The sequence below is a fragment of the Rhodococcus sp. NPDC059234 genome (assembly GCF_042754225.1).
Lineage (GTDB): Bacteria > Actinomycetota > Actinomycetes > Mycobacteriales > Mycobacteriaceae > Rhodococcus_G.
The window spans coordinates 1-24,949 of the sequence record NZ_JBHZAH010000026.1 but is presented as its reverse complement, the minus strand read 5'-3'; the positions used below and the strand labels follow the sequence as shown (position 1 = coordinate 24,949).

The 24,949-nt window shown below is 69.0% G+C and carries 25 protein-coding genes; 17 read left to right on the top strand and 8 right to left on the bottom strand.

Going from position 1 to position 24,949, the window contains the following annotated elements:
* Nucleotides 1-106 precede the first annotated feature (106 nt).
* The 3 genes from ACFXGJ_RS08480 to ramB form a co-directional block, all read right to left on the bottom strand.
* A complete protein-coding gene (locus ACFXGJ_RS08480; protein ID WP_378617904.1) occupies nucleotides 107-646 on the bottom strand; it encodes a carboxymuconolactone decarboxylase family protein in 540 nt (179 codons plus the stop codon).
* Nucleotides 643-1,512, bottom strand: coding sequence for an SDR family NAD(P)-dependent oxidoreductase (locus ACFXGJ_RS08475; RefSeq protein ID WP_378617903.1), 870 nt, complete (start codon nucleotides 1,510-1,512; stop codon nucleotides 643-645). Before ACFXGJ_RS08475 ends, ACFXGJ_RS08480 begins: the two co-directional genes overlap by 4 nt.
* A gap of 95 nt (nucleotides 1,513-1,607) precedes the next feature.
* A complete protein-coding gene (gene ramB / locus ACFXGJ_RS08470; protein WP_378617902.1) occupies nucleotides 1,608-3,020 on the bottom strand; it encodes an acetate metabolism transcriptional regulator RamB in 1,413 nt (470 codons plus the stop codon).
* A 121-nt stretch (nucleotides 3,021-3,141) separates the two neighbouring features.
* On the opposite strand from ramB, the gene ACFXGJ_RS08465 reads away from it, so the two are divergent.
* The 3 genes from ACFXGJ_RS08465 to ACFXGJ_RS08455 are packed head-to-tail and all read left to right on the top strand — an operon-like array spanning nucleotide 3,142 to nucleotide 5,826.
* Nucleotides 3,142-4,386 carry a lipase family protein gene (locus tag ACFXGJ_RS08465; protein ID WP_378617901.1) on the top strand — a complete coding sequence of 415 codons (1,245 nt, stop codon included), beginning with the start codon at nucleotides 3,142-3,144 and terminating at the stop codon, nucleotides 4,384-4,386.
* A 35-nt stretch (nucleotides 4,387-4,421) separates the two neighbouring features.
* Nucleotides 4,422-5,135 carry an enoyl-CoA hydratase/isomerase family protein gene (locus ACFXGJ_RS08460; RefSeq protein WP_378617900.1) on the top strand — a complete coding sequence of 238 codons (714 nt, stop codon included), beginning with the start codon at nucleotides 4,422-4,424 and terminating at the stop codon, nucleotides 5,133-5,135.
* Nucleotides 5,136-5,151: 16 nt separating this feature from the next.
* On the top strand, nucleotides 5,152-5,826 hold the full coding sequence (locus ACFXGJ_RS08455; protein WP_378617899.1) for a hypothetical protein: 675 nt from the start codon (nucleotides 5,152-5,154) through the stop codon (nucleotides 5,824-5,826).
* Nucleotides 5,827-5,845: 19 nt separating this feature from the next.
* On the opposite strand, the gene ACFXGJ_RS08450 is transcribed toward ACFXGJ_RS08455, so the two are convergent.
* Nucleotides 5,846-6,850 (bottom strand): esterase/lipase family protein, encoded by a 1,005-nt coding sequence (locus tag ACFXGJ_RS08450; protein WP_378617898.1) that lies wholly within the window; start codon nucleotides 6,848-6,850, stop codon nucleotides 5,846-5,848.
* A gap of 465 nt (nucleotides 6,851-7,315) precedes the next feature.
* Here ACFXGJ_RS08450 and aceA point away from each other — a divergent pair, with 465 nt between their 5' ends.
* The 3 genes from aceA (at nucleotide 7,316) to metE (ending at nucleotide 12,041) form a co-directional block, all read left to right on the top strand.
* Nucleotides 7,316-8,605: an isocitrate lyase gene (aceA, locus tag ACFXGJ_RS08445; RefSeq protein ID WP_378617897.1), complete on the top strand. Its 1,290-nt coding sequence runs from the start codon at nucleotides 7,316-7,318 to the stop codon at nucleotides 8,603-8,605.
* 146 nt (nucleotides 8,606-8,751) lie between these two features.
* Nucleotides 8,752-9,648, top strand: coding sequence for a 3-hydroxybutyryl-CoA dehydrogenase (locus tag ACFXGJ_RS08440; protein ID WP_378421951.1), 897 nt, complete (start codon nucleotides 8,752-8,754; stop codon nucleotides 9,646-9,648).
* A gap of 98 nt (nucleotides 9,649-9,746) precedes the next feature.
* Nucleotides 9,747-12,041, top strand: coding sequence for a 5-methyltetrahydropteroyltriglutamate--homocysteine S-methyltransferase (metE, locus tag ACFXGJ_RS08435; RefSeq protein ID WP_378617896.1), 2,295 nt, complete (start codon nucleotides 9,747-9,749; stop codon nucleotides 12,039-12,041).
* A gap of 134 nt (nucleotides 12,042-12,175) precedes the next feature.
* On the opposite strand, the gene ACFXGJ_RS08430 is transcribed toward metE, so the two are convergent.
* Nucleotides 12,176-13,690 (bottom strand): cellulase family glycosylhydrolase, encoded by a 1,515-nt coding sequence (locus ACFXGJ_RS08430; RefSeq protein WP_378617895.1) that lies wholly within the window; start codon nucleotides 13,688-13,690, stop codon nucleotides 12,176-12,178.
* Between the two features lie 157 nt (nucleotides 13,691-13,847).
* On the opposite strand from ACFXGJ_RS08430, the gene ACFXGJ_RS08425 reads away from it, so the two are divergent.
* From ACFXGJ_RS08425 to ACFXGJ_RS08410, 4 genes are all read left to right on the top strand, one after another.
* On the top strand, nucleotides 13,848-14,888 hold the full coding sequence (locus ACFXGJ_RS08425) for an NAD(P)-dependent alcohol dehydrogenase (protein WP_378617894.1): 1,041 nt from the start codon (nucleotides 13,848-13,850) through the stop codon (nucleotides 14,886-14,888).
* Between the two features lie 89 nt (nucleotides 14,889-14,977).
* On the top strand, nucleotides 14,978-15,544 hold the full coding sequence (locus ACFXGJ_RS08420; RefSeq protein ID WP_378617893.1) for a type 1 glutamine amidotransferase domain-containing protein: 567 nt from the start codon (nucleotides 14,978-14,980) through the stop codon (nucleotides 15,542-15,544).
* A gap of 72 nt (nucleotides 15,545-15,616) precedes the next feature.
* Nucleotides 15,617-15,952, top strand: coding sequence for a hypothetical protein (locus ACFXGJ_RS08415; protein WP_378617892.1), 336 nt, complete (start codon nucleotides 15,617-15,619; stop codon nucleotides 15,950-15,952).
* A 7-nt stretch (nucleotides 15,953-15,959) separates the two neighbouring features.
* Nucleotides 15,960-16,181 (top strand): hypothetical protein, encoded by a 222-nt coding sequence (locus ACFXGJ_RS08410; protein ID WP_378617891.1) that lies wholly within the window; start codon nucleotides 15,960-15,962, stop codon nucleotides 16,179-16,181.
* A gap of 43 nt (nucleotides 16,182-16,224) precedes the next feature.
* Here the strand turns inward: ACFXGJ_RS08410 and ACFXGJ_RS08405 are convergent, their stop codons facing one another.
* A complete protein-coding gene (locus ACFXGJ_RS08405; RefSeq protein WP_378617890.1) occupies nucleotides 16,225-17,091 on the bottom strand; it encodes a polyphosphate kinase 2 family protein in 867 nt (288 codons plus the stop codon).
* 121 nt (nucleotides 17,092-17,212) lie between these two features.
* On the opposite strand from ACFXGJ_RS08405, the gene ACFXGJ_RS08400 reads away from it, so the two are divergent.
* The 4 genes from ACFXGJ_RS08400 (at nucleotide 17,213) to ACFXGJ_RS08385 (ending at nucleotide 21,051) form a co-directional block, all read left to right on the top strand.
* Nucleotides 17,213-18,091: an alpha/beta fold hydrolase gene (locus tag ACFXGJ_RS08400; protein ID WP_378617889.1), complete on the top strand. Its 879-nt coding sequence runs from the start codon at nucleotides 17,213-17,215 to the stop codon at nucleotides 18,089-18,091.
* Nucleotides 18,092-18,117: 26 nt separating this feature from the next.
* A complete protein-coding gene (locus ACFXGJ_RS08395; protein ID WP_378617888.1) occupies nucleotides 18,118-19,638 on the top strand; it encodes a flavin-containing monooxygenase in 1,521 nt (506 codons plus the stop codon).
* A gap of 136 nt (nucleotides 19,639-19,774) precedes the next feature.
* The gene (locus ACFXGJ_RS08390; RefSeq protein ID WP_378617887.1) at nucleotides 19,775-20,431 is read left to right on the top strand and encodes a TetR/AcrR family transcriptional regulator; all 657 of its coding nucleotides are present in this window, start codon (nucleotides 19,775-19,777) and stop codon (nucleotides 20,429-20,431) included.
* On the top strand, nucleotides 20,428-21,051 hold the full coding sequence (locus ACFXGJ_RS08385; protein WP_378617886.1) for a TetR/AcrR family transcriptional regulator: 624 nt from the start codon (nucleotides 20,428-20,430) through the stop codon (nucleotides 21,049-21,051). The genes ACFXGJ_RS08390 and ACFXGJ_RS08385 overlap by 4 nt, the downstream gene beginning before the upstream one ends.
* 11 nt (nucleotides 21,052-21,062) lie before the next feature.
* Here ACFXGJ_RS08385 and ACFXGJ_RS08380 read toward each other — a convergent pair whose 3' ends face one another.
* Both ACFXGJ_RS08380 and ACFXGJ_RS08375 read right to left on the bottom strand, forming a co-directional pair.
* A complete protein-coding gene (locus ACFXGJ_RS08380) occupies nucleotides 21,063-21,407 on the bottom strand; it encodes a DUF4873 domain-containing protein (RefSeq protein ID WP_378617885.1) in 345 nt (114 codons plus the stop codon).
* Between the two features lie 52 nt (nucleotides 21,408-21,459).
* The gene (locus tag ACFXGJ_RS08375; protein WP_378617884.1) at nucleotides 21,460-22,215 is read right to left on the bottom strand and encodes a TetR/AcrR family transcriptional regulator; all 756 of its coding nucleotides are present in this window, start codon (nucleotides 22,213-22,215) and stop codon (nucleotides 21,460-21,462) included.
* A 100-nt stretch (nucleotides 22,216-22,315) separates the two neighbouring features.
* On the opposite strand from ACFXGJ_RS08375, the gene ACFXGJ_RS08370 reads away from it, so the two are divergent.
* The 3 genes from ACFXGJ_RS08370 to ACFXGJ_RS08360 all read left to right on the top strand — a co-directional run bounded on the left by ACFXGJ_RS08370 (nucleotide 22,316) and on the right by ACFXGJ_RS08360 (nucleotide 24,926).
* Nucleotides 22,316-23,578 carry a DUF445 domain-containing protein gene (locus ACFXGJ_RS08370; RefSeq protein WP_378617924.1) on the top strand — a complete coding sequence of 421 codons (1,263 nt, stop codon included), beginning with the start codon at nucleotides 22,316-22,318 and terminating at the stop codon, nucleotides 23,576-23,578.
* A gap of 84 nt (nucleotides 23,579-23,662) precedes the next feature.
* On the top strand, nucleotides 23,663-24,100 hold the full coding sequence (locus ACFXGJ_RS08365) for a helix-turn-helix domain-containing protein (protein WP_378617883.1): 438 nt from the start codon (nucleotides 23,663-23,665) through the stop codon (nucleotides 24,098-24,100).
* Nucleotides 24,093-24,926 carry a heparin-binding hemagglutinin gene (locus tag ACFXGJ_RS08360; protein ID WP_378617882.1) on the top strand — a complete coding sequence of 278 codons (834 nt, stop codon included), beginning with the start codon at nucleotides 24,093-24,095 and terminating at the stop codon, nucleotides 24,924-24,926. The genes ACFXGJ_RS08365 and ACFXGJ_RS08360 overlap by 8 nt, the downstream gene beginning before the upstream one ends.
* The last annotated feature ends 23 nt before the right edge of the window (nucleotides 24,927-24,949 follow it).

Sequence of the window (24,949 nt, the reverse complement as noted above, 5' to 3'; positions counted from 1 at the left end):
GACGCGCTCCGAGACCGGGCAATCCGTACGGCCCGTTTCGTTGTGATACTCACACCGGGCTAGCGCAGGCTTGCCACCAGCCGAAAGGTGTGAACACTCGCCCGGGCTACCGGCGGAAGGTGTCGCGGCGGACGCCGAGGGTGGCGATCGAGGTGGCCAGCATGTCGTACTGGCCGACGAGCAGGACGAACTCGACCATGCGGCGTTCGTCGAAGTGCGCCGCCAGCGCCGACCAGGTGTCGTCGCCGAGATTCTCCGTGGCGATCAGCTCGTCGACCGCGGTCAGCAGTGCCCGGTGCCGATCGCTCCAGCCCGGGGCGGTCGGGCCCGCGAGCACCCGCGCGAGCAGGGTCGCGTCGACGCCGGCGCGCCTGCCGAGTCGGATGTGGTGGTCCATCTCGTAGTCGCAGCCGCGCAGGTGTGCGACGCGCAGGATCACCAGTTCGGTCTCGTGCCGGGAGATTCGACCGCCGGGCATCAGGCCCGCGCCGAAGTGCAGCCACCCTCGGAACGTGCCCTTGGTGCGGCCGAGAGTGCTGAACAGCTGGGCGTCGCGGGTGCCGGACGCGGCCGAGAGTACTTGCCACAGAACCCAGTTGATCGGCCCGAGTTCACGCAGCCGCCCCGGGGTGATGCGAGCGCTCATCGGAGGCGATCCTCGGGATCCGGCAGGGCGGTGGTGAAACGGGCTCGTTCGGTGCGGGCGATGGCCATCGCCGCTGCCATCCGCGGCTGCGGTCGCAGGTCCACGATCCGCTGCGCCGGCATCCGCAAGGCCAGCAGTCCGCCGACCCAGCCCGGCGCGTAGATCCGTCTGCGGCGCAACGTGATTCCCCTCTCGATGGCGTTCACCGCGGTCTCGAGCGGTGACACGGCCGTGAACATGCCCGACCATTTGATCTTGTCCGCGGCCGCGCTGTCGAATCCGATCGAGATCATCTCGGTGTCGATCTCGCCGAGGTACCCGACACCCACCCTGGTGCCGAGGTGCCGCATCTCCACCCGGAGCGTGTTGCCCAGCGCCTCGGCCGCGGCGGCGGTCGCGCTGTAGGCGCCGAGCAGCGGCAGCTGCACGGCGGCCGCGCCGGAGGTGACGATCAGCGCGTAGCCGTCGGAGTGCCCGATGTGCTCGCCCGCCGCGCGCAGTGTGTAGTACGTGCCCATCAGATTCACGTCGACGATCTGGCGCATCACCGCGGGGTCGCCGCCGAGCATCGGCAGCTGCGCGCCGACTCCCGCGTTCGCGACCACGACGTCCAGCCCGCCCAGCTCGGCGACCAGTTCGTTCACCGACGTGGACACCGCCGTGTGGTCGCGCACGTCGCAGTGCCGCCACGGTGCGTTGCCGCAGGCGGTCGCGGCCTGCTCGAGCAGTTCGGGCTCGAGGCCGAGCAGGGCGACGCGAGCACCGCGCTGGTGCAGGCGTTTGGTCAGTGCCGCTCCGATGCTGCGGGCGGCGCCGGTGACCAGGATGCGGCGTCCGGTGAGCCGGTCGTCGCGCCGTGCCGCCATGGTGCCACCGCCTCCCCCCGTCGCGTCTACTGCCCGGTAGGGAGAAGCTAGCACCGGGTCAACGGCATCCGGTGCAGATTCGGCCCGAGTTGGGCTCAGCGGATCAGGTACGGCGACACCGAGCTGCGGTGCTCGTTGATGTCGAGCTCCTTGCCGAGCGGCGGGAATGCGCGTTGCGGGCAGTTCATCCGCTCGCAGACCCGGCAACCCGCGCCGATCGGGGTTGCGGCCGCGCTGCTGTCGAGATTCAGCCCGTCCGCGTACACGGTGCGGTGTGCATGCCGCAGCTCGCAGCCGAGGCCGATCGCAAAGGTCTTGCCCGGCTGGCCGTACCGGATCGCGCGCCGTTCGACGGTCCGCGCGATCCACAGGTAGCTCCGGCCGTCGGGCATCTGGGCGATCTGCGTCATGATCTTGCCGGGGTAGGCGAAGGACTCGTAGACGTTCCACAGCGGGCAGGTGCCACCGCTCGACGAGAAGTGGAAACCGGTGGCGGACTGGCGTTTCGACATGTTGCCGGCCCGGTCGACGCGGACGAACGAGAACGGCACCCCGCGCAGCTTCGGTCGCTGCAGCGTGGAGAGTCGGTGACAGATCGTCTCGTAGGACTGCGAGAAGAACGCCGACAACCGTTCGATGTCGTAGCGGAAGTCCTCGGCGACGTCGTGGAACTGTCCGTACGGCAGCACGGTCGCGGCGGCGAAGTAGTTCGCCAGCCCCAGCCGGGCAAGGGAGCGGGACTCGTCGGAGGTGAAGCTTCCCTCGCCGACCAGCTTGTCGATGAGGTCGCCGCACTCGAGGTAGGCGAGCTCGGCGGCGAACTTGAACACCCGCTGCCCGCCCGACAGGTGCGGGGAGATCTCCAGCACGCGGGCGTCCGGGTCGTAGCGGTGCAGCACGCCCTCGCCGAGGTCGATGCGCTGGACGATCTGGACGTCGTGCACCAACTGCAGCCGCTTGGCGATCTCGCCCGCCACGTCGCCGCGGTGGAACCGCATCTTGGCGGTGAGGTCCTCGGCGGCGGTGTCGAGCTCGTGCAGGTAGTTCTGCCGCTGGTAGAAGTAGTCGCGCACCTCCTCGTGCGGCATCGTGATGGACCCGCTGCCGCTGCCGTCGCTGTAGCGGTCCTCGGTGGCGGCGGCCAGCTGGGCGGTGGTGTTGCGGTAGCGGCGGTGCATGTTGACCACGGCCTTGGCCAGGCTCGGGTGTGCGGACACCATCTCGGCGAGCTCGTGCGGGTCCGCGTCGATGCCCATCTCCTGATCGAGCGCGACCTCTCGCAGCTCGGCGATCAGCCGGGTGTCGTCCTGCGACGAGAAGAAGGTGGTGTCCACCCCGAAAACCTCGGTGATCCGCAGCAGGACCGGCACGGTCAGCGGCCGCACGTCGTGCTCGATCTGGTTGAGGTAGCTCGCCGAGATTTCCAGCGTCTGGGCGAGCGCGGCCTGGCTCATGCCGCGTTCGGTGCGTAGCTGCCGCAGTCGGGCGCCCACGAAGGTCTTCGCCATTTCACCAGGCTACGAGGGGTACCGAGGGTTTGCAACGCGGAGTTCGCAGGATTAGCGGACACGTCGCGGTTCGGTCCGTGCCGACCTACCCTGGGGGCAGGGGGCGAGGGAGGCGGCGGCCATGGGCGGCGGCGTTCACCGGGCCGCGCTCGCGATCGCGGTCGCAGTGCTGACGACGGCACTTGCGGCAGGTGCGTCCGCGGACCCGATCGGGGACCTGATCTCGCCGTCGCACGATCCCGCCGCCGTTGCGGCGACCCCGCTCGGCGACCCGTTCTTCGACCCGCCGCGCGATTTCGGGGACCTCGCGCCCGGCACCGTCCTGCGCACCCGGCCGGTCACCGTGGTGCCGCTCGCCACCCCGGTCGTCTCGACCCAGGTTCTGGTCCGGTCGACCGATTCGACGGACCGCCCGGCGGCCGTGACGGCCACGCTGATCGTGCCGATCGTGGCGTGGAGCGGCCCCGGATCGCGGCCGGTGCTGGCCTACGACATGGCGATCGACGGACTGGGCCAGACCTGCGCGCCCTCGTACACCCTGCAGCGTGGCAGCGCGCTCGAACTCGCCGCAGTCGAGTACTTCCTCGGCCGCGGTGACGCGGTGGTCGTCGCCGACCACGAGGGTCCGCGACAGGCCTACGCGGCGGGCCGGATGGCCGGCCACGCCGTCCTCGACGCGCTGCGGGCCGCCGTGAACACCCCGCGTTTCGGGCTCGCGCCGTCGTCGCCGATCGCGATCACCGGCTACTCGGGTGGCGCGATCGCGTCGGGCTGGGCGGCCGAGCTCGCCCCGACGTACGCGCCGGAGCTGCGGATCGTCGGGGCCGCCTTCGGCGGCACGCCCGCCGACTACTCGCTGCTGCTGCAGTCGATGAACGGGAGGAACCTCGCGTCGGGTGTGCTGCTGGGTGCGACGCTGGGTGTGGCCCGCGAGTATCCGGAGCTGTTCTCGTTGTTCGACGACAACGGGTGGCGGCTCGCGGCGGCAGCGAAGGACCTGTGCCTGCCGGGTCTGGCGATCCCGGGCGCGCTGATCCCGCTGACGGTGCAATCGCTCTCGGACGTTCCCGACGTCGTCGACACCCCGGTGGCGCGTGCGGTCGTCGCCGCGAACCGACTCGGTGCGCACGCCCCGGCCGCGCCGATATTCCTCTACCAGGGGAGGCAGGACCCCTGGATTCTGCCCACGGGTGCCGAAGGCCTCTACGACGACTGGTGCGCGCGCGGGGCGCGGGTGCGTCTCGAGGAGTACGTCGGCGAGCATCAGACGGTCGCACTGTCCGGGATTCCGGCGGCCTACAGCTGGCTCGACGCACGGCTGGCCGGGGTCCCGGCGCCGATGGGCTGCAGCAGTTTCGGGCGCTGATCGCTGCCCGCGTCGGGGAGGCTATCGTTCGCGCCATGCCATACATGGAACGCTCAGGTGACGTGTTCGTGCTGTACCTCGGAACCGAGGGCGTGCGGGACGAGGAGAACGCCTTCGCGCCGGCGTGGCTCGACGAGATCGCGGCACTGCTGGACGAGGTCGAGGCCAGCGAGGGACCGGCCGCGCTGGTGACCACCGCCGTCGGCAAGTACTACTCGACCGGCCTGGACACCGGCTGGGTGCTCGAGAACACCGACCAGCTGGGCGCGTGCATCGACCGCGTCCAGGCCCTGTTCGCTCGGGTGCTGACCTTCCCGATGCCTACGGTCGCGGCGATGCCCGGCCACACCTTCGGCGGCGGTGCGATGCTGGCCGTCGCGCACGACCACCAGGTGATGCGCGAGGACCGCGGCTACTTCTGCTTGCCGGGCATCAGCATCGGTGCCAGCTACACCCCGGGCGTGCTCGCCCTGGTCGGTGCGAGGCTGCCGAATCGGGCCGCGCACGAGGCGTTGACGTCGGGCCGACGTTACGGCGGCGCGGACGCGCTCGCGCACGGATTCGTCGACGCGGCGGTTCCGGAGGCCGACGTGCTCACCCGGGCCGTGCGGCACGCGCAGGGGTTGGCCACCACCCGTGGTCGCACGCTCGGCGAGATCAAGAGCACCCTCTACGCGGCGGCGGTCGCGGCACTGCGGACCCCGGTCGAGAGCCTGGACCAGCAGGAGGGTCTGGCCTCGCGGGCGTGACTGCGACAATCGGCGCATGACGAACGACGTGCCCGCGGGCCTTGAGGTCGGCACGACCCTGACCACCGCCATGATCAGCCCCGTTGCGGGCGGGCTGGTGCGGACCTGGACCGAGACCGCCAGCGCATTGTGGGCCGTCGACGACCCGGCCGGGCTCGCCGATCTCCTCGGCCGGGGTCTGATCGCGCGCACCGCGGTGCCGGACAACCGTTTTCGTGAGGCGGTCCTGCTGGACGCGGTCGCCGGCACGTTGCTGGTGCAGAACCGGTTCGCCGACGGCGGCGAGTCGGACGCACGGGTGTTCCGGCTCGGGCAGCCGGTGCGACCGGAGAACAACCCCTGGACCGACCTCGACGACTTCCTGTCGGCCGTGGCGGTGTCCGCGGCCGAGCGCGGCGAGTACTGCGTCGTCGAACGCGGCGGCTGGGACGCCCCGGCCGAGCCCTACTGCTTCTTCGGCGTCGTGGACGACTCGGGAGAGCGGGTGTCGGTGATCGAGGCGGCCCCGGTGCCGCGCGGCACCGGGGTGTGGCCCGAGGTGCCCGACGACGGTCGCCCCGGCACCTCCGTGTCCTCGCCCGCCTCGACCGAGACCGTCGAGGCCGCAGGCATCTTCGCGACCACCGCGGTCGAGGCCTGGGGCGTGGCACCGTGGGACGTGGCGCTGACGTTCGGGCGGATGGGGGAGTAGGGCCGGTGGCCGGTCCTACTCAGCAGGGTGGGGTGCCGGCGAGCGTCGGGTCGAGGGCCTGGCGGACGAGGAAGCGCGAGACCGGGTGGTCGAGCAGTCCGGAACCCTTCGACGCGGGCTCGTTGGGGAAGAGCCGCGAATGCCACACCTCGAGATCCTGGTTTCCGCAGACGTCCTGGACGTACATGTTGCGCACCGAGGTCCCCGGGGCGGGTACGAGGAACGAGCTCTCGTACGGGGTGATCGTCTGGTCGGACTTCGTCGCGAGGACGGTGTAGTCGATCCCGGGGAAGGTCTCCTGCCCCTCGTTCAGTCGCTTGAGGAATGTCGAGTCGACCGCTTGTTGCTGCATCGCGATCGGCGCCAGCTTGGCCCGGGCGTCGGCCTCGGAGGCGAACTTGCCGCCCAGGGTGCTCCCGTGGGTGGGGGGCGCGAGCAGGACGAGGGTGTGAATCTTGGTGCGGGAGGGAGGATTGACTCGCAGGTATTCGCGGGTCACCGTGCCACCCTGCGAATGTCCGACGATGTCGACCTGCGTCGCGCCGGTGTGCGCGAGGACCGCGTCGACGAATCTGCCGAGTTCGGCCGCCGAGTTCTCGATCGCGCCGATCCCCCACCGCATCGACAGTGAGGTGATGTCGAAGGCGTTCCCGTAGTTCAGCGCGTAGACGCAGCGGCCGTCCTTCGCGAGGTCCTCGACCAGCGGGCCCTTGCTGTTCGGGTCGCTGAGGTTGCCCCAGCTCTCCTGCATGCTGCGGCCGGTGCCGTGGACCAGCACGACGGGTCGGTGCTGCGCGTCCGACGGGCGGCACTCCCAGTCGTTCACGCCTGCGGGGGACTTCCCCCAGCTCTGCATCGCGCCGGCGAGCGGGGCGAATGCCGCGGGGAGGTCGTCCGGAGCCCCGGCGGAGCCGGTCTCGACGGATTCGGCGGACGCGGTGGCAGGCGGGAAGGCCGCGGCGGCGAGGGCGAGCAGCGCGACCGTTGCGAGGCTCGCGGTCGCCGCGCGGAGTCGATCGATCACGTGATTGCTCCTTCGGAGGACACCGTGGGGAAGTCGATTGCGGTGCCATCTCTATCAGCCGGCAGGTGGTCGGCGATGGAGAATGCGACGTCTGTCCGAATACGTGATTGCCCTCACAGTCTCGTCCACCCGGCTGCCGCCCGGGACCGCGTCCGGAGTTACTTGCGGGTAGATCGGGCCCCGCGTTCGGCCCGGTCGCCCACCGCCCCCTGCCTGCCGGTTTCCCTACCGAGTGGTAACTACAGCTCTCCGGGCGTGACGCAAATGCACCGGGTGTCATTTGCAAAGTTAGCAACGGAGATTGAAAACCTAGCCAAGATTGGCATTAGCAACAGGTAGACGGGCCTTTTTCGATATGCCACTCTCGTTGAGTACACCCGAAGGGCCTGGCAAGGATGCGAAGCCGTACATCCGTACTGGACGAGCAGAACGAAGGGCCAGCAGATCACAGAGTTTGGAGCCTCGATGTCGACCACCGGCACCCCGAAGACCGCAGCTGAGATCCAGCAGGATTGGGACACCAATCCCCGCTGGAAGGGACTCACCCGTAACTACACGGCCGAGCAGGTCGTCAAGCTCCAGGGCTCCGTCGTCGAGGAGGCCACCCTCGCCCGCCGTGGCTCCGAGATCCTGTGGGACCTCGTGAACAACGAGGACTACATCAACTCCCTCGGCGCCCTCACCGGCAACCAGGCCGTGCAGCAGGTGCGCGCCGGCCTCAAGGCCATCTACCTCTCCGGCTGGCAGGTCGCCGGTGACGCGAACCTCTCGGGCCACACCTACCCGGACCAGAGCCTCTACCCGGCCAACTCGGTGCCGCAGGTCGTCCGTCGCATCAACAACGCGCTGCTGCGCGCCGACGAGATCGCCAAGGTCGAGGGCGACACCTCGGTCGACAACTGGCTCGCCCCGATCGTCGCGGACGGCGAGGCCGGCTTCGGCGGCGCGCTGAACGTCTACGAGCTGCAGAAGGCCATGATCGCGGCGGGTGTCGCCGGTTCGCACTGGGAGGACCAGCTCGCGTCGGAGAAGAAGTGCGGCCACCTCGGTGGCAAGGTGCTCATCCCCACCCAGCAGCACATCCGCACCCTGACCTCGGCGCGTCTCGCGGCCGACGTCGCGGACGTCCCGACGGTCGTCATCGCGCGCACCGACGCCGAGGCCGCCACCTTGATCACCTCCGACGTGGACGAGCGTGACCGCCCGTTCCTCGACGGCACCCGCACCGCCGAGGGCTTCTACGGCATCAAGAACGGCATCGAGCCCTGCATCGCGCGTGCCAAGGCCTACGCCCCGTACTCCGACCTCATCTGGATGGAGACCGGCGTGCCGGACCTCGAGGTCGCCAAGAAGTTCGCCGAGGCCGTCCGCAGCGAGTTCCCGGACCAGCTGCTGGCCTACAACTGCTCCCCGTCCTTCAACTGGAAGGCGCACCTGGACGACGCGACCATCGCGAAGTTCCAGAAGGAGCTCGGCGCGATGGGCTTCAAGTTCCAGTTCATCACCCTGGCCGGCTTCCACTCGCTCAACTACGGCATGTTCGACCTGGCGCACGGCTACGCCCGCGAGGGCATGACCGCCTTCGTCAACCTGCAGGAGCGCGAGTTCAAGGCCGCCGAGGAGCGTGGCTTCACCGCCATCAAGCACCAGCGTGAGGTCGGCGCCGGCTACTTCGACAGCATCGCCACCACGGTTGACCCCAACACGTCCACCGCGGCGCTGAAGGGCTCCACCGAAGAGGGCCAGTTCCACTAGGAACCCCCGCTTCAGCGCTCCAACTGCTTCACTTCTCGAACCCCGCCGCGGGGCCCACAGTCCGGGCCCCGCGGCGGGGGAGCACCACCCAGCAGTACGACGAACCAGCACGGCACGACGATTCACCCACACGATGAGGAGCTGACGTGACCAGCGAAAAGATTCAGCGCGTCGGCGTGATCGGCGCAGGCATCATGGGCGCCGGAATCGCCGAGGTGTGCGCCCGCGCACATGTCGACGTCTTGGTGTTCGAGCAGACCCGCGAGCTCGCGGCTGCGGGCCGGGCCCGCATCCTGCGCTCCCTCGACCGCGGCGTGAGCAGCGGCAAGATCACCGAGCGGGAGCGGGAGCAGGCCGCCTGGCGACTGCGCTTCACCTCCGACCTCGGTGACTTCGCGGACCGGCAGTTCGTCGTGGAGGCCGTCGTCGAGGACGAGAAGATCAAGAGCGGCATCTTCACCGAACTCGACTCCATCGTCACCGATCCCGACGCGGTGCTCGCGTCCAACACCTCTTCCATTCCGATCATGAAGCTCGGCATCACCACCAGCCGGCCTGAGCGCGTCATCGGCATGCACTTCTTCAACCCCGTCCCCGTGCTTCCGCTCGTCGAGCTGGTGACCACCCTCAAGACCAGTGCCGCGGTGTCCGAGCGGGCCGAGGCGTTCGCGAGCGAGGTGCTCGGCAAGCAGGTCGTCCGCTCCGCCGACCGCTCCGGCTTCGTCGTCAACGCGCTGTTGGTGCCGTACCTGCTCTCGGCCATTCGCATGGTCGAGTCGGGCTTCGCCACCAAGGAGGACATCGACAAGGCGACCGTCCTCGGCCTCGCCCACCCGATGGGTCCGCTGGCGCTGACCGACCTGGTCGGACTGGACACCGTCAAGTCGATCGCCGACTCCATGTACGAGGAGTTCAAGGAGCCCCTGTACTCCGCGCCGCCGCTGCTGCTGCGCATGGTCGAGGCGGGCCTGGTCGGCAAGAAGGCCGGCCGCGGCTTCTACGAGTACGGCGACAACGGGCGCGCCGCCAAGAAGGCCAGCTAGCCAAGGTCCGCACCTTCGGCGCCCGTGCGCGATTTCCACCCCGGTAGGGGTACCGATCGCGCACGGGCGCGAAGCGCATCAGGGAAGGGTCGACAACGATGTCAAGCAGCGCAGCTACTTACAGTTCCAGCGTGCTGGGATACCCGCGGATCGGGCCCCGCCGCGAGCTCAAGCGCGCCCTCGAGGCGTACTGGCACGGCCAGTCCAGCCAGGCGGAACTCGTCGCCATCGGACGCGATCTCCAGGAGCAGACCTGGAGCGAGCTCGCGGCGACCGGATTGACGCAGGTCCCCGGAAACACCTTCTCCTACTACGACCACGTGCTGGACAACGCGCTGCTCTTCGGTGCGGTGCCTGCGCGATTCGCACCGCTGCAGGGTGAGCTCGACGAGCTCGACTTCTACTTCACGATGGCCCGCGGCCGGCCGGACTTCCCGCCGCTCGAGCTGGTGCGCTACATCGACACCAACTACTACTACCGGCAGCCCGAGCTCGACCAGGACACGGTGTTCGCGTTGCACGCGGACGCCCTGATGGACGAGTTCGAGCGGGCCAAGGGGCACGGCATCGAGCTGCGCCCGGTGGTGCTGGGACCGGTCTCGCTGCTGCTGCTGTCCAAGTCCGGTGCGAGTGCCGCCGAGGGCTTCTCGACCCTCGACCTGCTCGACTCGCTGCTGCCGCAGTACGAGGCGCTCTTCGAGCGACTGGCGAAGGCGGGCGCGACCTGCATCCAGCTGGACGAGCCGGCCTTCACCCAGGACCGCACCGACGAGGAGCTGGCCGCGCTCGGCCGGGCCTACACCGCGCTCTCGCACGCGCCGCTGCGTCCGCGGATCCTGGTGACCGGACCGTACGGCAGCCTCGGTGAGGCACTGCCCATCCTCGCCGCGACGAAGGTCGAGGCGCTCGGTCTGGACCTGGTGTACGGCAAGGTCAAGGCCGAAGAACTGGCCGCGATCCCCGGACTCAAGCGCAAGCGCCTCTACGCAGGCGTCGTCAACGGTCGAAATGTCTGGCGGGCAGACAGTTTCGTCACGCTGACCTACCTGTCGAGCCTCAAGGACGTGATCCCGGACCTGGTCGTGTCCACCTCGTGCTCGCTGATGCACGTGCCCTACGACGTGCTGGCCGAGTGGGACCTCGACGGGGACGTCGCGGACCGGCTCGCCTTCGCGAAGCAGAAGGTCGGCGAGGTGGTCTCGCTCGCCAAGGCGCTGACCGAGGGCCCGTCCGAGCGGTGGCGCAAGAAGCCGTCGAAGGTGCACTTCAAGCAGAAGCACGAAGTGCGCCAGCGGGTCTACAACATCAAGGCCGAGGACCGGATCCGCGCGCCGTACGAGGTGCGCTGCGCCGCGCAGCAGGCCAGGCTGAATCTGCCGAAGGTGCCGGCGACGACGCTCGGCTCCTTCCCACAGACCGACGCGATCCGGCAGGCGCGGTACGAACTCGGACAGGGACGGCTGGAATGGGCCGACTACGTCAAGCGAATCCAGGCCGAGATCGAGCGCACCATCCGGCTGCAGGAGGACATCGGGCTCGACGTCTTCGTGCACGGTGAGCACGAGCGCAACGACATGATCCAGTACTTCGCCGAGCTGATGGACGGTTTCGCGTTCACGCACAACGGCTGGGTGCAGGCGTACGGGTCACGGTGCGTGCGCCCGCCGATTCTGTACGGCGACGTCCGGCGCCGGGGACCGATGACGACCTCGTGGATCGGCTACGCGCAGTCGCTGACCGACAGGCCGGTCAAGGGCATGCTCACGGGCCCGGTCACGATGCTGGCGCGCTCGTTCGTCCGGCAGGACCAGCCGCTGCACGAGACCGCCGACCAGCTGGCCCTGGCGATCCGCGACGAGGTCGCCGACCTCGAGGCCGCGGGCATCGCGATCATCCAGGTCGACGAGCCGGCGATCCGGGAACTGCTGCCACTGCGTGACGGTGGGCGGAAGGAGTACCTGGACTGGGCGGTCGACGCGTTCAAGCTGGCGACCGGCGGCGCGAAGCCGGAAACCCAGATCCACACGCACCTGACGTACACCAGTCAGCAGCAGGTGGTCGACGCGATCGAGCGGATGGACGCCGACGTGACGGCGATCGTGGCGACCCGCTCGATCTCCTGGGTGCTCGACGCGATCAAGGAGCGCAAGCTCACCCACGGTGTGGGACCCGGTGTCTACGAGTCCCGTTCGGCTCGCATCCCGGACATCGACGAGCTCGACGAGCTCCTCACGGTGGCGGCGGAGTCGGTCGAACTCGACCGGCTGTGGGCGAATCCGGACGGTGGCCTCAAGACCCGGCACTACTGGCAGCTCGAGCCGTCGTTGCGCAACCTGGTTGCCGCCGCGCGGCGACTGCGCCGGCGCGCGGAGGCGTCCGCCGAACAGGCGTAGCGCCTGCCGCGGCGAGTGCCGACAGGACGTGCGCGTCACCCGCGACCCGTGAGTGGTCGCGGTCGCGGGTGCCGCGCCCTGGGAAACGGGAAGGCCCCGGACCGTCACGGTCCGGGGCCCTTCTGTTCGGGCGGTCAGGAACCCGAGCTGCCGCTCGGGCCCGCGCCGCCGTTCGACCCGGAGCTGCTGCCGGCGGCGCCGGGCAGGTCGTTGCCGTCCGAGTCGGGTCGGTGGATCTTGACCGTCACCGGTCCGGTGCCGTCGGCCTCGACGGTGACCGTCCGGGCGTCCGCCGCAGAGGTGACCTGGCCGCCGGTGACCTCGGCGAGGTACCCGGCGGGGTAGTGCAGGTCGGACACGTAGATCTCGGTCGGCCTGCCCGACGGCCTCGGGGTGTAGGTGTACCGGAAGTCGCCGTTGTTCGGGTTGAACTGCAGCTTCCCGGGGGTGCCTGCGGTGGCCTGCGGATAGGTGCGCACCAGCTGCTTGCCGACCTCGCCGGTGAACGGGTCGCCGCCGTGCGGGCCGAAGGACGACCGGTAGTGCCAGTACTGCCAGCCGGTGAAGCGCTCGTCGGCGCGAGACATCGTGGCCGCCAACGTTTCCGGGTCGATGTCGCCGAACTCGGTGACCAGGACGGGACGCTCGGTCCGAGCGCCGAGGGTGTCGATGTTGAACCAGGTCTTGTCGTGCTGCGCCGGGCACGCGGCCTTCAGTCCACCGGGCAGCCCGCCGTAGATGCTCATCTGGCTGGGGATGCAGTAGTCGTGCACGGACAGTGCGATGTTCGGGTCGGTGATCGCCGGAGTCTTCGGCGGATTGCCGAGGTTGCTCGGCATCGTCTCGTTCCACGTGACGTTGGGTTCCCAGTACACCGGCAGAGTCGTGCTCGCGGACCGGATGTGGTCGGTGAGTTTCTGCATCGCGGCCTGGTACGTCCGATCGAAGTCCGGACAGCCGTTCGGGAAGCAGGTCAGGAACGGCGATCCCGGCCACGGTTCGTTCATCAGCTCGATGCCGAGCACCGCCTGCTTGCCCTCGACTCGCGTGGCCAGCGCGGCGAGCGCGTCGCCGAGGTGGTCGAGGACGCCGTCCTTGTTCGCCCAGATCCCGTCCCAGGCGATGTTCATGCTGGGCATCAGGTAGTTGAGCGGAAAGCCCGGGTTGGGTTCCCAGGACTGCGGGCGGGCAGTGGTCGCCCAGTCGGGGAATCCGTTGCCGCCCCAGGGCTTTCCGATGCCGTCCTGATGGTTGTCGAGCAGCACGTGGATCCCGCGGGCGCCGAGGACGTCGACGACCCCGGCGATTCGGTCGAGGTAGGCGGTGTCGACCACGCCGCGTTGCGGCATCAGTCCGTCGAACTCCACGCCGAGGCGCACCGTGTTGAAGCCGTGTTGCGCGAGCAGGTCGGCGTCGGCGGCGGTCACGGTCAGCCCGTTGCCCGGCTCGATGTAGGGCGCCTCCTTGTCGACGTTGTTCACGCCGTGCAGCAGCACGGTGCGCCCGTACCCGTCGACGAGGGCGCGGCCGTGCGGCCGAACCTGGGTCGGTGGTGCCGTCGTCGCCGGTTCGGCGGACGCGGCAGGCGCCAAAGCGAGGACACCCGCGACGACCGCCGCGGCGAGACCGATCGGGAGGAGTTTGCGCATCTGTTTCCTAGGGGAGGCGTCGGGTGGACAATCGCTCGAGCACAGGACTGGACAGTTGTCCAAGTTTGCTCGAGACTAGCGAGAGTCCCACTGCCGCGGGTCCGATTCGGTGATTCCCGCGTTGCACGAGGAGAGCCGCGCGGATAGACATGTACGCATGCTCACCGTCTCCGCGTACGCCGCGATCGCTCCGGACGCCCCGCTCGAGAAGACCACCGTCGACCGCCGTGACCTCGGCCCGCTCGACGTCCTGATCGAGATCAAGTTCTCCGGAATCTGCCACTCGGACATCCACACCGCCCGCAACGAGTGGGGCGGCACCCGCTACCCGATCGTGCCCGGCCACGAGATCACCGGCATCGTCGTCGAGGTCGGCTCGGAGGTGACGCGGCACGAGGTCGGCGACCGGGTCGGCGTCGGTTGCTTCGTGGACTCGTGCGGTCACTGCGATCCGTGCGTCGCCGGTGACGAGCAGTACTGCGCCAACAGGGTCACCGCGACCTACAACTCCAAGGGTCGCGACGGCGAGATCACGCAGGGCGGGTACTCGACGCACATCGTCGTGACCGAGGGTTTCGTGTTGTCGATCCCCGACGGCCTCGAGTTGGACGTCGCCACGCCGCTCCTGTGCGCGGGCATCACCCTCTTCTCCCCGCTGCGGCACTGGAATGCGGGTCCGGGCACCAGAGTCGCGATCGTCGGCATGGGCGGGCTCGGGCACGTCGGCGTGAAGATCGCGCACGCGATGGGTGCCGAGGTGACGGTGCTCAGCCACTCACTCGCCAAGCGGGAGGACGGTCTGCGCTTCGGCGCCGACGACTACCGCGCGACCGCCGACCCGGCGGTGTTCAAGGAGTTGCGCAACCGGTTCGACCTCATCCTCAACACCGTCTCGGTGAATCTCGACATGGACGCGTACCTCGGAATGCTCGCGCTCGACGGCACTCTCGTGCTGCTCGGACTTCCGGAGAAGCCGCTGTCCGTGCGCAGCTTCTCGCTGGCCGGGAACCGTCGCAGCCTCGCCGGCTCCAACGTCGGTGGCATCCGTCAGACCCAGGAGATGCTCGACTTCTGCGCGGAGCACGGGATTGCTGCCGAGATCGAACTCATTGCCGCGGACCAGATCAACGAGGCCTACGAGCGGGTGCTGGGCAGCGACGCGCGGTACCGCTTCGTGATCGACGCCGGGACCTTCTGAGCGTCCCGGGGACTTCCGGCGACGACGTAGCCCGGGCGTGCGGTGAGGTCCATACTCGGGTTGGGGGACTCGGAAAGGGGCCTTCGGCGATGAGCAGACAACTCGACGGCCACCGTGTGGCGGTGCTGGCGGCCGACGGCGTCGAGCAGTCCGAGCTGGTCGAGACGCGAGAGGCGATCGAGGCGGCGGGTGGCACCACCGAGCTGCTCTCGATCAGGCCGGGCGAGATCCAGGCCTACCGCGCGGACGTGCACGTCGCCGACCGATTCGTCGTGGACCTGGTGGTCGGTCGAGCTGACGTGGACGAGTACGACGGGTTGATCCTGCCCGGCGGCACGCTCAATCCGGACCGACTGCGCCTCGACGACCACGCGGTCGCCTTCGTCCGGCACTTCCTGCACGTCGGCAAGCCGGTCGGAGCCATCGGGCACGCCCCGTGGCTGCTCGTCGAGGCGGGCGCGGTCACCGGGCGGACCCTCACCAGTTGGCCGAGCCTGCGTACCGACATCGTCAACGCGGGCGGCATCCATGTGAACGAGAAGGTCGTCGTCGACCGCAACCTCGTGACCAGTCGCGGCCCGGCTGACCTGCCCGGTTTCTGCGCGGCAATGGTCGGCAAGCTGACCCAGCACCCCGAGCCGATCGGCAGGTACTGACCTTGTCGTGGTCCGTTCTGCGGGCGTAGCGTCGAGCGCAACAGTTGATCCTCGAGTCGAGGAGGAGCGATCATGATTCGAGACTGGTTCTCCGACATGCGTGTGCACATGTTCTCCGACGAGCTGCACAGACTGCCCGGCGATGTGCGTCGGTTCCCCGAGAAGCTGAGCCTGTTCTCCGAATGGGTCGGATACGCCCTCGGACTGGTGGCACTACTGACCTTCGCACTGACCCTGCTCGCGGCGGCCTCGGGCTTCGTCGGCTGGGCGATCGTCAGCGCCGCGATCTGCGTGGTTTCCCTGCTGATCGGGTCGAGCATCATCAGCAGTGCGGTGCGCCACGATCGCCGGGTGCACCAGCACACCCCACGATTCCCGCTGCCCGGCGGCGACGCCTGGCGGGTGTGAGTCTCCGATGAGTCTGAACATCGTTGCGGGCTGGGTGGCGTTCGGTTGCGTCCTGCTGACCGCGGTGACCCTCGGCATGTTCCTGGTGGCGGCGGGATCCGGCTACGGCGGCTGGGCCGCCATCGCCGGAGCCGCCTGCGTGCTCGCCATCGTGACCGCGATCGCGGTGGTCGGCGGCACGGTTCGTCACGACCGCAAGGCGAACCGGGAGATGCTGCACTTCCCGTAGCGGGACCTACGTCGAGCCGCGAATCGAACGCGGCCGTGGCCGGTCACGACTCCGCGAGCCGGCGCTTCTCCGTGTCGATGTCGAAATCGGCTGGCGGCCAGGTCAAGTCGAGGCGTTCGAGTGCGTCGATGAGCAACTCGGTCACCGCCAGCCTGCTGTACCACTTCCGATCGCACGGCACGACGTGCCAGGGCGCGTGGTCAGTCGACGTCCGGTCCAGCATGGCCTGGTAGGCCTGCTGGTACTGCGGCCAGTAGCCGCGCTCGGTGACGTCACCCGGGTTGTACTTCCAGTACTTGTCGGGGCGGTCCAGGCGCTCGGCCAGTCGCGCCTTCTGCTCGTCCAACGACACGAACATCGCGACCTTGACGATGCTGGTCCCGGCCTCGACGAGTTGTTTCTCGAACTCGTTGATCTCGTCGTAGCGCGGTTCCCACTCCGCCGGCGGCACCAGGTTGTGCACCCGCACGACCAGTACGTCCTCGTAGTGCGAGCGGTCGAACACGCCGATCTGGCCACTTCTCGGCAGTGCCTTGCGGATTCGCCACAGGTAGTCGTGGCGCTTCTCTTCCTCGGTCGGCACGCCGAACGAGGCGTGGTCGACACCCTGCGGGTCGACGTGACCGATCACGTGCCGGACCATGCCGCCCTTGCCCGCGGTGTCCATGCCCTGCAGGACCAGCAGCACCGAGCGATGCTCGCTCACGGCGCGGCCGTTGGCGAAGAGCTTCTCCTGCAGTGCCGACAGATCGGCGCCGCGCTCCTCGAGCAGGCGCTCGCCCATCTGCTTGTCACCGATGAAGCCGGGCATGCCGTTCGTGTCGATCTCGGCGACCCGGGTGTCGGCGGTGGCCCGCACCGCCTCGGTGGCCGGGATCTCCCAGCCCTCGCGCGAATTCTTCTTTGACATGACGGCGACTCTGTCACGTCCAGGCCGGTAATCGGCGGCATTGGCGGCGGCGATTCGGGCTAGTGTTGACGGCGTCGGGGGCACGCAGGGACGGCCCCGGCGACAGCAGTGGGAGGCGCTCATGCAGGCCGTATCGTCCTTCGTCACGTCGGACGGAGTGGCACTGACCGTGCGCGAGGCCGGCCCGCGATCCGCGTCGGTGACGGTCGTGTTCGCGCACGGCTGGACGCTCGACGGCGGGTCCTGGGACGACCTGATCGCGCTGCTGACCCGGTCGGCCCGCCCGGCTCGACTGGTCGCGATCGACTGTCGCGGGCACGGGTCGTCGGGCTCTGCGCGAGGGGGCGCCGCGACCGTCGCGCGGTATGCCGACGATCTCGCCGAGACCATCGGGCGGCTGGTCCCCGACGGTCCGATCGTGCTGGTCGGGCACTCGATGGGCGGAATGGCGATGATGGCGCTCGGCGAGCGCCATCCGGAGCTGGTGCGGGGGCGGGTGGCGGCGGCCGCGTTCCTGGCCACCGGCGCGGGCCGGTTCGACAAGTCGATCGATCGGGTGCCGGGACTGCGGGCCGCGTTGCCCGTCGCGGTCGGTCTCGGGTTCCGGGCGCACCGCCACCTGCCCGCGTCGATGCGGTACCGGCTCGTCGAGCGACTGCTGTTCGGGTCCCGCGCCGATCGCACGGCCGTCGAGCGGACCGCCGGGGAGATGCGACGCGCCGATCCGCGCTCCGTGCCGTCGTTCGGGGCGGACATCCTCAGGCACGACCGTGCCGGCTACCTCGACCGGTACGCGGCGGCGGAGGTGCTGGTCGCTGCGGGTTCCCGGGATCGGCTGTGCCCGCCGCCGCATTCCCGCAAGATCGTCTCGCATCTCCCGGAGGCCACGCTCGTGGTCTACGAGGGCGCGGGCCATCAGCTGTCCTACGAGCGGTCCGAGGACCTGGCCCGGCGCCTGGCCGGGTTGCTGGAGCGGGTCGAGTCCGACCGGACCGCGTGACGTCCAGGCACGCAGGAGGGTGAACAATGGTCGCCGACACGGAACACGCCGGAACGGGCAAGTCGGAGAAGCGAATTCATCGGACTCGGGTACTGGTGGTCGGCTCCGGCTTCTCCGGACTCGGCATGGCCATTCAGTTGCGCAAGGCGGGGCGCTCCGACTTCGTGGTGCTGGAGAAGGCGGACGAGGTGGGCGGCACCTGGCGGGAGAACACCTATCCGGGCTGCGCCTGCGACGTGCCCTCGCACATGTACTCGTTCTCCTTCGAGCCGAACCCGGACTGGTCGAAGGTGTGGTCGGGTCAGGCTGAGATCCTCGACTACCTGTTCGATCTCGCCGACAAGTACGACCTGCGCCGGTACATCCACTTCGGTCGGCGGACCACCGGCGGCTACTGGGACGAGGCCGAGAAGCGCTGGCACGTGCGCACCGACGACGGCACGGAATACGTGACCCAGTTCCTCGTCTCCGGGATCGGAGCGCTGCACGTCCCCAGGTTCCCGGACCTGCCGGGGTTGGACGTGTTCGGTGGTGTCGCGTTCCACTCGGCCCAGTGGAACCACGACTACGACCTGACTGGTAAGAGGGTCGCGGTGATCGGGACCGGTGCCAGCGCAGTCCAATTCGTACCGGAGATCGTCGACCGGGTGGCGCGGCTGCAACTGTTCCAGCGCACCCCCGCGTGGGTCGTGCCGAGGACGAACTTCGAACACTCGCCACGGGCGAAGCGATTGTTCCGCCGAGTTCCATTGGTGCGAAGGGCATTTCGAGACTTCGTCTACTGGGTGTCGGAGGCGTTGGCGATCGGCCTCAACGGACACTCCAATCTCATGGCGCCACTGGAGAAGCTGGCGAAGAAGAACATTGCCAAGTCCATCGAGGATCCGGAGTTGCAGCGCAAACTGACGCCCGACTATCGGATCGGCTGCAAACGCATTCTCGGTTCCAACGACTACTATCCGGCGCTGGCCAGGCCGAACGTCGAGGTCGTCACGGACCGGATCGAGCGGGTCACCGAAGGCGGCGTGGTGACCGCGGACGGTACCGAAAGGGACGTGGACGCGATCATCTACGGCACGGGGTTCCACGTGACCGACGGGTTCGACGGCATGAACATCGTCGGCGTGAACGGCCGGGAGTTGGTGCCGTACTGGAACGAGCACGGTATCGAGACCCACCTCGGCATCACCATCGAGGGGTTTCCGAACGCCTTCTTCCTGCTCGGTCCGAACACGGCGCTGGGGCACAACTCGGTGGTGTTCATGATCGAGCAACAGATCCGCTACGTGATGGAGGCGATCCGGCTCGTCGACGACGCCGGTGCGGAGGCGATCTCGGTGCGCCGCAGTGCACAGGACCGGTCCAATGCCGACATCCAGCGCAAGTTGGGCAAGGGAGTGTGGACCAACGGCGGCTGCGTCAGCTGGTACCTCGACGCCAAGGGGGTGAACCGGACGATCTGGCCGGGGTTCACGTGGCAGTACTGGCTACGCACCCGCAAGGTCGATCCGGCGGACTTCGACCTGATCGGCCGAGCGGCCGGGTAGTCGAATTCCGGACAATCGATCGACGTTCGAGGCGGGACGGCTTGTTAGGGTTGCCGTGGACTGCTGACGGAGGACGAAGGCGCTCGGCGGGGCGGCGCAGAACGGAGTTGTGTTGTCTCGGACACCGAGCGGGCCGGTGCCCTTGCGTCGGGGACGACCGCCGACGGCCGGACTCACCGCGCAGCGTCGCGATCAGATCCTCTCGGCCGCAATGGACATGTTCGCCGTGCGCGGCTACGACGGCACCTCCGCCGCTCAGTTGGCCGAGCACGCCGGCATGGGGATGGGCACGCTCTACCGCTACTTCGGGAGCAAACGCGAGATCCTCGACCAGGTCGTCGACCGGTGTGTCGGGGAGTTGCGCGAGGCGCTCGAGTGCCGCTCGGTACTGCGGCCGCCGGATTCGCCCGCCGGCCTGGTCGAGCGGATCCGCGACCTGTCCGAGGTGCTCTTCGGGATGGCAGGGACGGCGCCGCGGACGCTGCGGCTGCTGCTGGTCGAGGCCAACGCGTTGGAGGACGAACGCGGTTGCAGGCTGATGCGCGGCCAGAACGAACTCGCGGCGATCGTCGCCGGTCTGCTCGACCACGGGATCGAGGACGGCTGGCTGCGTCGCGACCTGGACACGAGCGCACTCAGCCAGGCGATCATCGCGCTGACCTGGCCGGGGCTGTTGCGCGGCGTCAGCGGTGGGCATCTGACGGTCGATCCCGACCGGTACACCGCGGCGGTGGTCGGGCTCGTCACCTTCGGTCTGCGCGCACCGACCCGCGTCCCGGAGCCGGCGCGGTGACCGGCAGCACGCCGCCGCGCAGCGCTCGGCGCGAGGCGTTGGTGCGTGCGGCATCGGAGGTGTTCTCCGAGCGCGGTTACGGCAACTGCGGTGTGGCGGACGTGGTCGCGGCGGCGGGCCTCGGCCACGGCACCTTCTACAACTACTTCACCAGCAAACGGGACATCCTCGATGCGGTGATCGACCGTGGATTCGCGCTGGTCGGTGCGCAATTGACGGACGTGCACCTCGAACGCGCCGACGGATTGGAGGAGTTCTTCGACCGCTTCCAGCTCGCTCTCGAACGTCTCAACGCCCTCGTCCGTCAGGACTCGGCGCTGGTGCGGTTCGTCCTCTTCGACGCACCCGCCGTGGACCCGGCGTTGATCGACCGGCTGCAGCGTGAGCTCGCGCGGTGCGGGGCGATCGCCGCCGCATCGCTCGCCGAACTCCGGCCGGGCGACCTCGGCCCGGGGATCGATGTCGAGGTGGTCGGGGAGGCGATGACCTCGGCGTTGCTGCTGGCGGCGGTGGTGCCGCTGGACGACAGGCAGCGGTCCGGCGAGAGCCTGGCCCGGCCACTGGTGGAGCTGATGCGCGGCGGTATCGGAACCGACGGCATCGGGGCGGACCGCGGGTGAGGCGGGGGGCGCTAGAGCAGCCCCTCGGTGTCCTCCATCGCGGTGAACGGCCGCTTCGACCCGCCCTCGATCATGTGACTGCCCCACAGGTCGATCGCGGTGACGCGAGCGGCGCCGACGCCCTCCGGGGTCTCGATCTCGAGGTCGGTGCCGGGTTCGATCGTCACGTCGGGGCCGAGTGCCTCGGTCAGTCCGCGCACCCGGCCGTGCCAGACGTACCGGCCGCTGATCGGCTCGAAATGACCCGCGAGCTGGACGTCGAGGGCGAGGGTCGGGTGATCGCCGACGGTGACCAGGGCCTTGCCCGCGTAGCCGTCGGGCGCATCGTGTCCCTCGTCCGTGTCGAAGTCGCTCACCCGACCAGGGTACCTGTTACCGATGGTCACAACAAGATTTCCGGGGTGGTGCTCAGAGCTTGTCGGTGTCCTCCTGGACCAGTGGGTGTGGCATCGCCTCGAACCGCGCGGGCGAGCCGGCGACCGCCGCGATCCCGGTGACCCCGCCCCAGGTCATCATCGTCAGGTAGTCGATCAGGTTCTCGGCGGTCATCGACTTGTTGGAGATCCACCAGTGGGTGGCCAACTGGACGGCGCCGACGATGCCGTACGCCCACGGCACCGCTCCGCCGGAATCCATTTCCATCAGGCGCAGTCGCTCGCCGAGCACCGCGGACAGCAGTTCCGCGATCATCCGCTCGGACTCGGCGACGACGTCGCGGTTGGCGCCGCTGCTGTTCGCCATCACGTACAGGTAGACCTCGGGGTCCGCGGCGACCGTCTCGACGTAGGCCGTGATCGCGACCCGCGTCAGCTCGTACTCGCTCATGTCGCCGCCGATGGCCGCGTACATGCGCGGCGCGATGACGGTCTCGACGTAGCGCGTCATCGTGGCGCTGGTCAGGTCGTTCTTGTCGTTGAAGTAGCGGTACAGGACCGTCTTGGAGACGCCGATCTCGGAGGCGATCTCGTCCATCCCGATGTCGCGGCCGCGGGCTCGGATCGCCGCGATGGTGCCGTCGACGAGTTCCTCGCGCCGCGCGATCTTGTGCTCGCGCCAGCGACGCTTGCGCCCGTCGGGCTTCTCGGCCTGCTTCTCGGCCAACTCGGTGTCGCCGAGGTCGGGTCCGTTCGGTGCTGTCTTCTTCGGCACTGGGTTTCGCCACATCCGTTCGAATCGATATTCGGACACCAGCTTAGTGGTGCGTCCCTGGTCGAGCCGGGGATAGCCGCGGTGCCTGCCGGAAATTCGGCACAATGGCCAGGTGATGCAGTTGCTGAGCGGGGACGATGCGGCGAAACGTCGCGACCTCCGCAAGATGAAGACGCTCGCCACCGCGTTCCTGGTGCTGGCCACCGCGGTGTACCTGTTCTGTCGCTGGCAGGAGACCCGGGGCGCGGGCGAGTGGGTCGGGTACGTGCGCGCCGCGTCGGAGGCGGGAATGGTCGGTGCGCTCGCGGACTGGTTCGCCGTCACGGCGCTCTTCCGACACCCGCTCGGCCTGCCGATCCCGCACACGGCGATCATCAAGAAGAAGAAGGACCAGCTCGGATCGAGCCTCGGCAGCTTCGTCGGAGAGAACTTCCTGGCACCCGAGGTGGTCTCGCAGAAGGTGCGGGCCGCCCAGGTCCCGCTGCGGCTGGGGACCTGGCTGGCGGAGCCGGCGAACGCGGCCCGGGTGGCCGCCGAGACCGCGACGTTGCTGCGCGCCTTCGTCGCGGTGCTGCGCGACGAGGACATTCAGCAGATCATCGACCACACCATCGTGCGCCGGATCGCGGAGCCGGCCTGGGGGCCGCCGATCGGCAAGGTGCTCGCGGAACTGCTCGCGGAGAACCGTCAGTTGCCGCTGCTCGACCTGCTCGCCGAACGTGCCCACCAGTGGGCGCTGGGCAGTCAGGAGACGATCGACCGGATCATCGACCGCGACAGCCCGGCCTGGTCGCCGAAGTTCGTCGACGCCATGCTCGGCGAGAAGATCTACAAGGAGCTGGTCGAGTTCACCTGGAAGGTCCGCTCGAACCCTCAGCACGAGGTGCGGCTGGCCGCGAACCGCTTCCTGATCGACTTCGCGAACGACCTGCAGAACGACCCGGTCACCATGGCCAAGGCCGAGAAGGTGAAGTCCGAGCTCATGGGCCGCCGGGAGGTCACCGGCGCCGCCGAGGCCGCCTGGAAGGTCGCCAAGCGGATGATTCTCGAATCGGCCGACGACCCGGAGAGCACGCTGCGCGCCAAGACTCGCGACACGGTGATGCGGCTCGGGGAGCGGTTGCGGGACGAGCCCGAGCTGCGGACCAAGGTCGAGGGCTGGCTCGACGGCGGGGTGCGCTACATCAGCGCCAACTACACGCAGGAGATCACCGGCGTGATCACCGACACGGTCGCCCGCTGGGACGCGGAGGAGGCCAGCCGCAAGATCGAACTGCAGGTCGGACGGGATCTGCAGTTCATCAGGATCAACGGCACGGTGGTCGGCGCGCTCGCCGGACTGGCCATCTACGCCGTCTCGCAGCTGATGTTCGCCTGATCGTCACCTACTGCTAACAAGAGTGCTTGCAATAGTTAGCACCCTCCCGTACCGTGGGATTCACCCACAGGGGAGGGAGAGGGCATGACCGACGAATCTCGGGCGTCCGGCGACAGTGCCGGCGAAGTCGCCGCCCGGGTGGTCAGCTCTGCGGCGCAGGACATCGGCAGCTTCATCAAGGCGCAACGTGAAGCCGCACAGGTCTCGCTGCGGCAGTTGTCGCAGCTGGCCGGCGTCAGCAATCCGTACCTGAGCCAGATCGAGCGCGGGCTGCGCAAGCCGTCCGCCGAGGTGCTCGGGCAGATTGCGAAAGGCCTCCGGATGTCCTCGGAGGTCCTGTACATGCGGGCTGGATTCCTCGAGCAACGCCCAGCCAGTCCGGTGCGGGATGCCCTTCTCTCCGACGTCTCCATCACGGAGCGTCAGAAGCAGGTGCTCCTCGAAATCTACGAATCGTTCAGGCGCGAGAACAATCCGCGTCCCGAATCCCAGCCCGTCGAACAGGAGAACGAAGATGACTGAACTCAAAGGTTTCGACAGCGTGAAGACCCCGATCTACGCGGCCGTCGGTGCCGGTGACGTGGTCGTGCAGGCCGTCGCCGATGTCGTCGCCCAGGTCCGTGAGCGCGCCGCCACCGCGGGCGACGACCTCACCGTCGACAGTGCCCGCGAGCGTTTCGAGAAGCTCACGGACGACCTCACCGAGGGCGTCGAGTCGCTCCGCGAGCGCCTCTCCGGACTGCCCGCCGAGCTCCCCGAGGAGCTGGCCGAGCTGCGCGAGAGGTTCACCGCGGACGAGCTACGCAAGGTCGCGGAGGCGTACCTGAAGGTCGCCACCGACATCTACACCTCGCTCGCCGAGCGCGGCGAGGAGACCGTCGAGCGCCTGCGCAAGCAGCCCGCCGTCGAGGAGGGCATCGGCCGCGCCGAGTCCGTGCTCGGCGACGCCGCCACCCTCACCGAGGAGGCGCTCGGCACCGTCGCGCGTCAGACCCGGGCCGTCGGCGAGCAGGCCGCCAAGTTCGCCGGCCGTGCCGCGGAGCGGATCAGTGACGTCGCCGACGAGGTCAGCGACGCGGTCTCCGAGGCCGGCGAGTCCGTCGCCAGCCGCTTCGTCGGTGCCGGGGAGAAGGCCGAGTCGACCACCAAGACCGCTGCCGACAAGGTGGACACCGCCGCGGCGAAGGCCCCGACGGTGAAGGCGCCCGTGAAGGCCGCTCCCGCGAAGGCTGCGCCCGTGAAGGCGGCTCCGGCCAAGGCGGCTCCGGTCAAGGCCGCCGCCAAGCCCGCCACCCCGGCGAAGGCGCCCGCCAAGAAGGCTCCGGCCAAGAAGGCCACCGGCCAGTAGGACTCGGACCCGCCGTCGGCCCC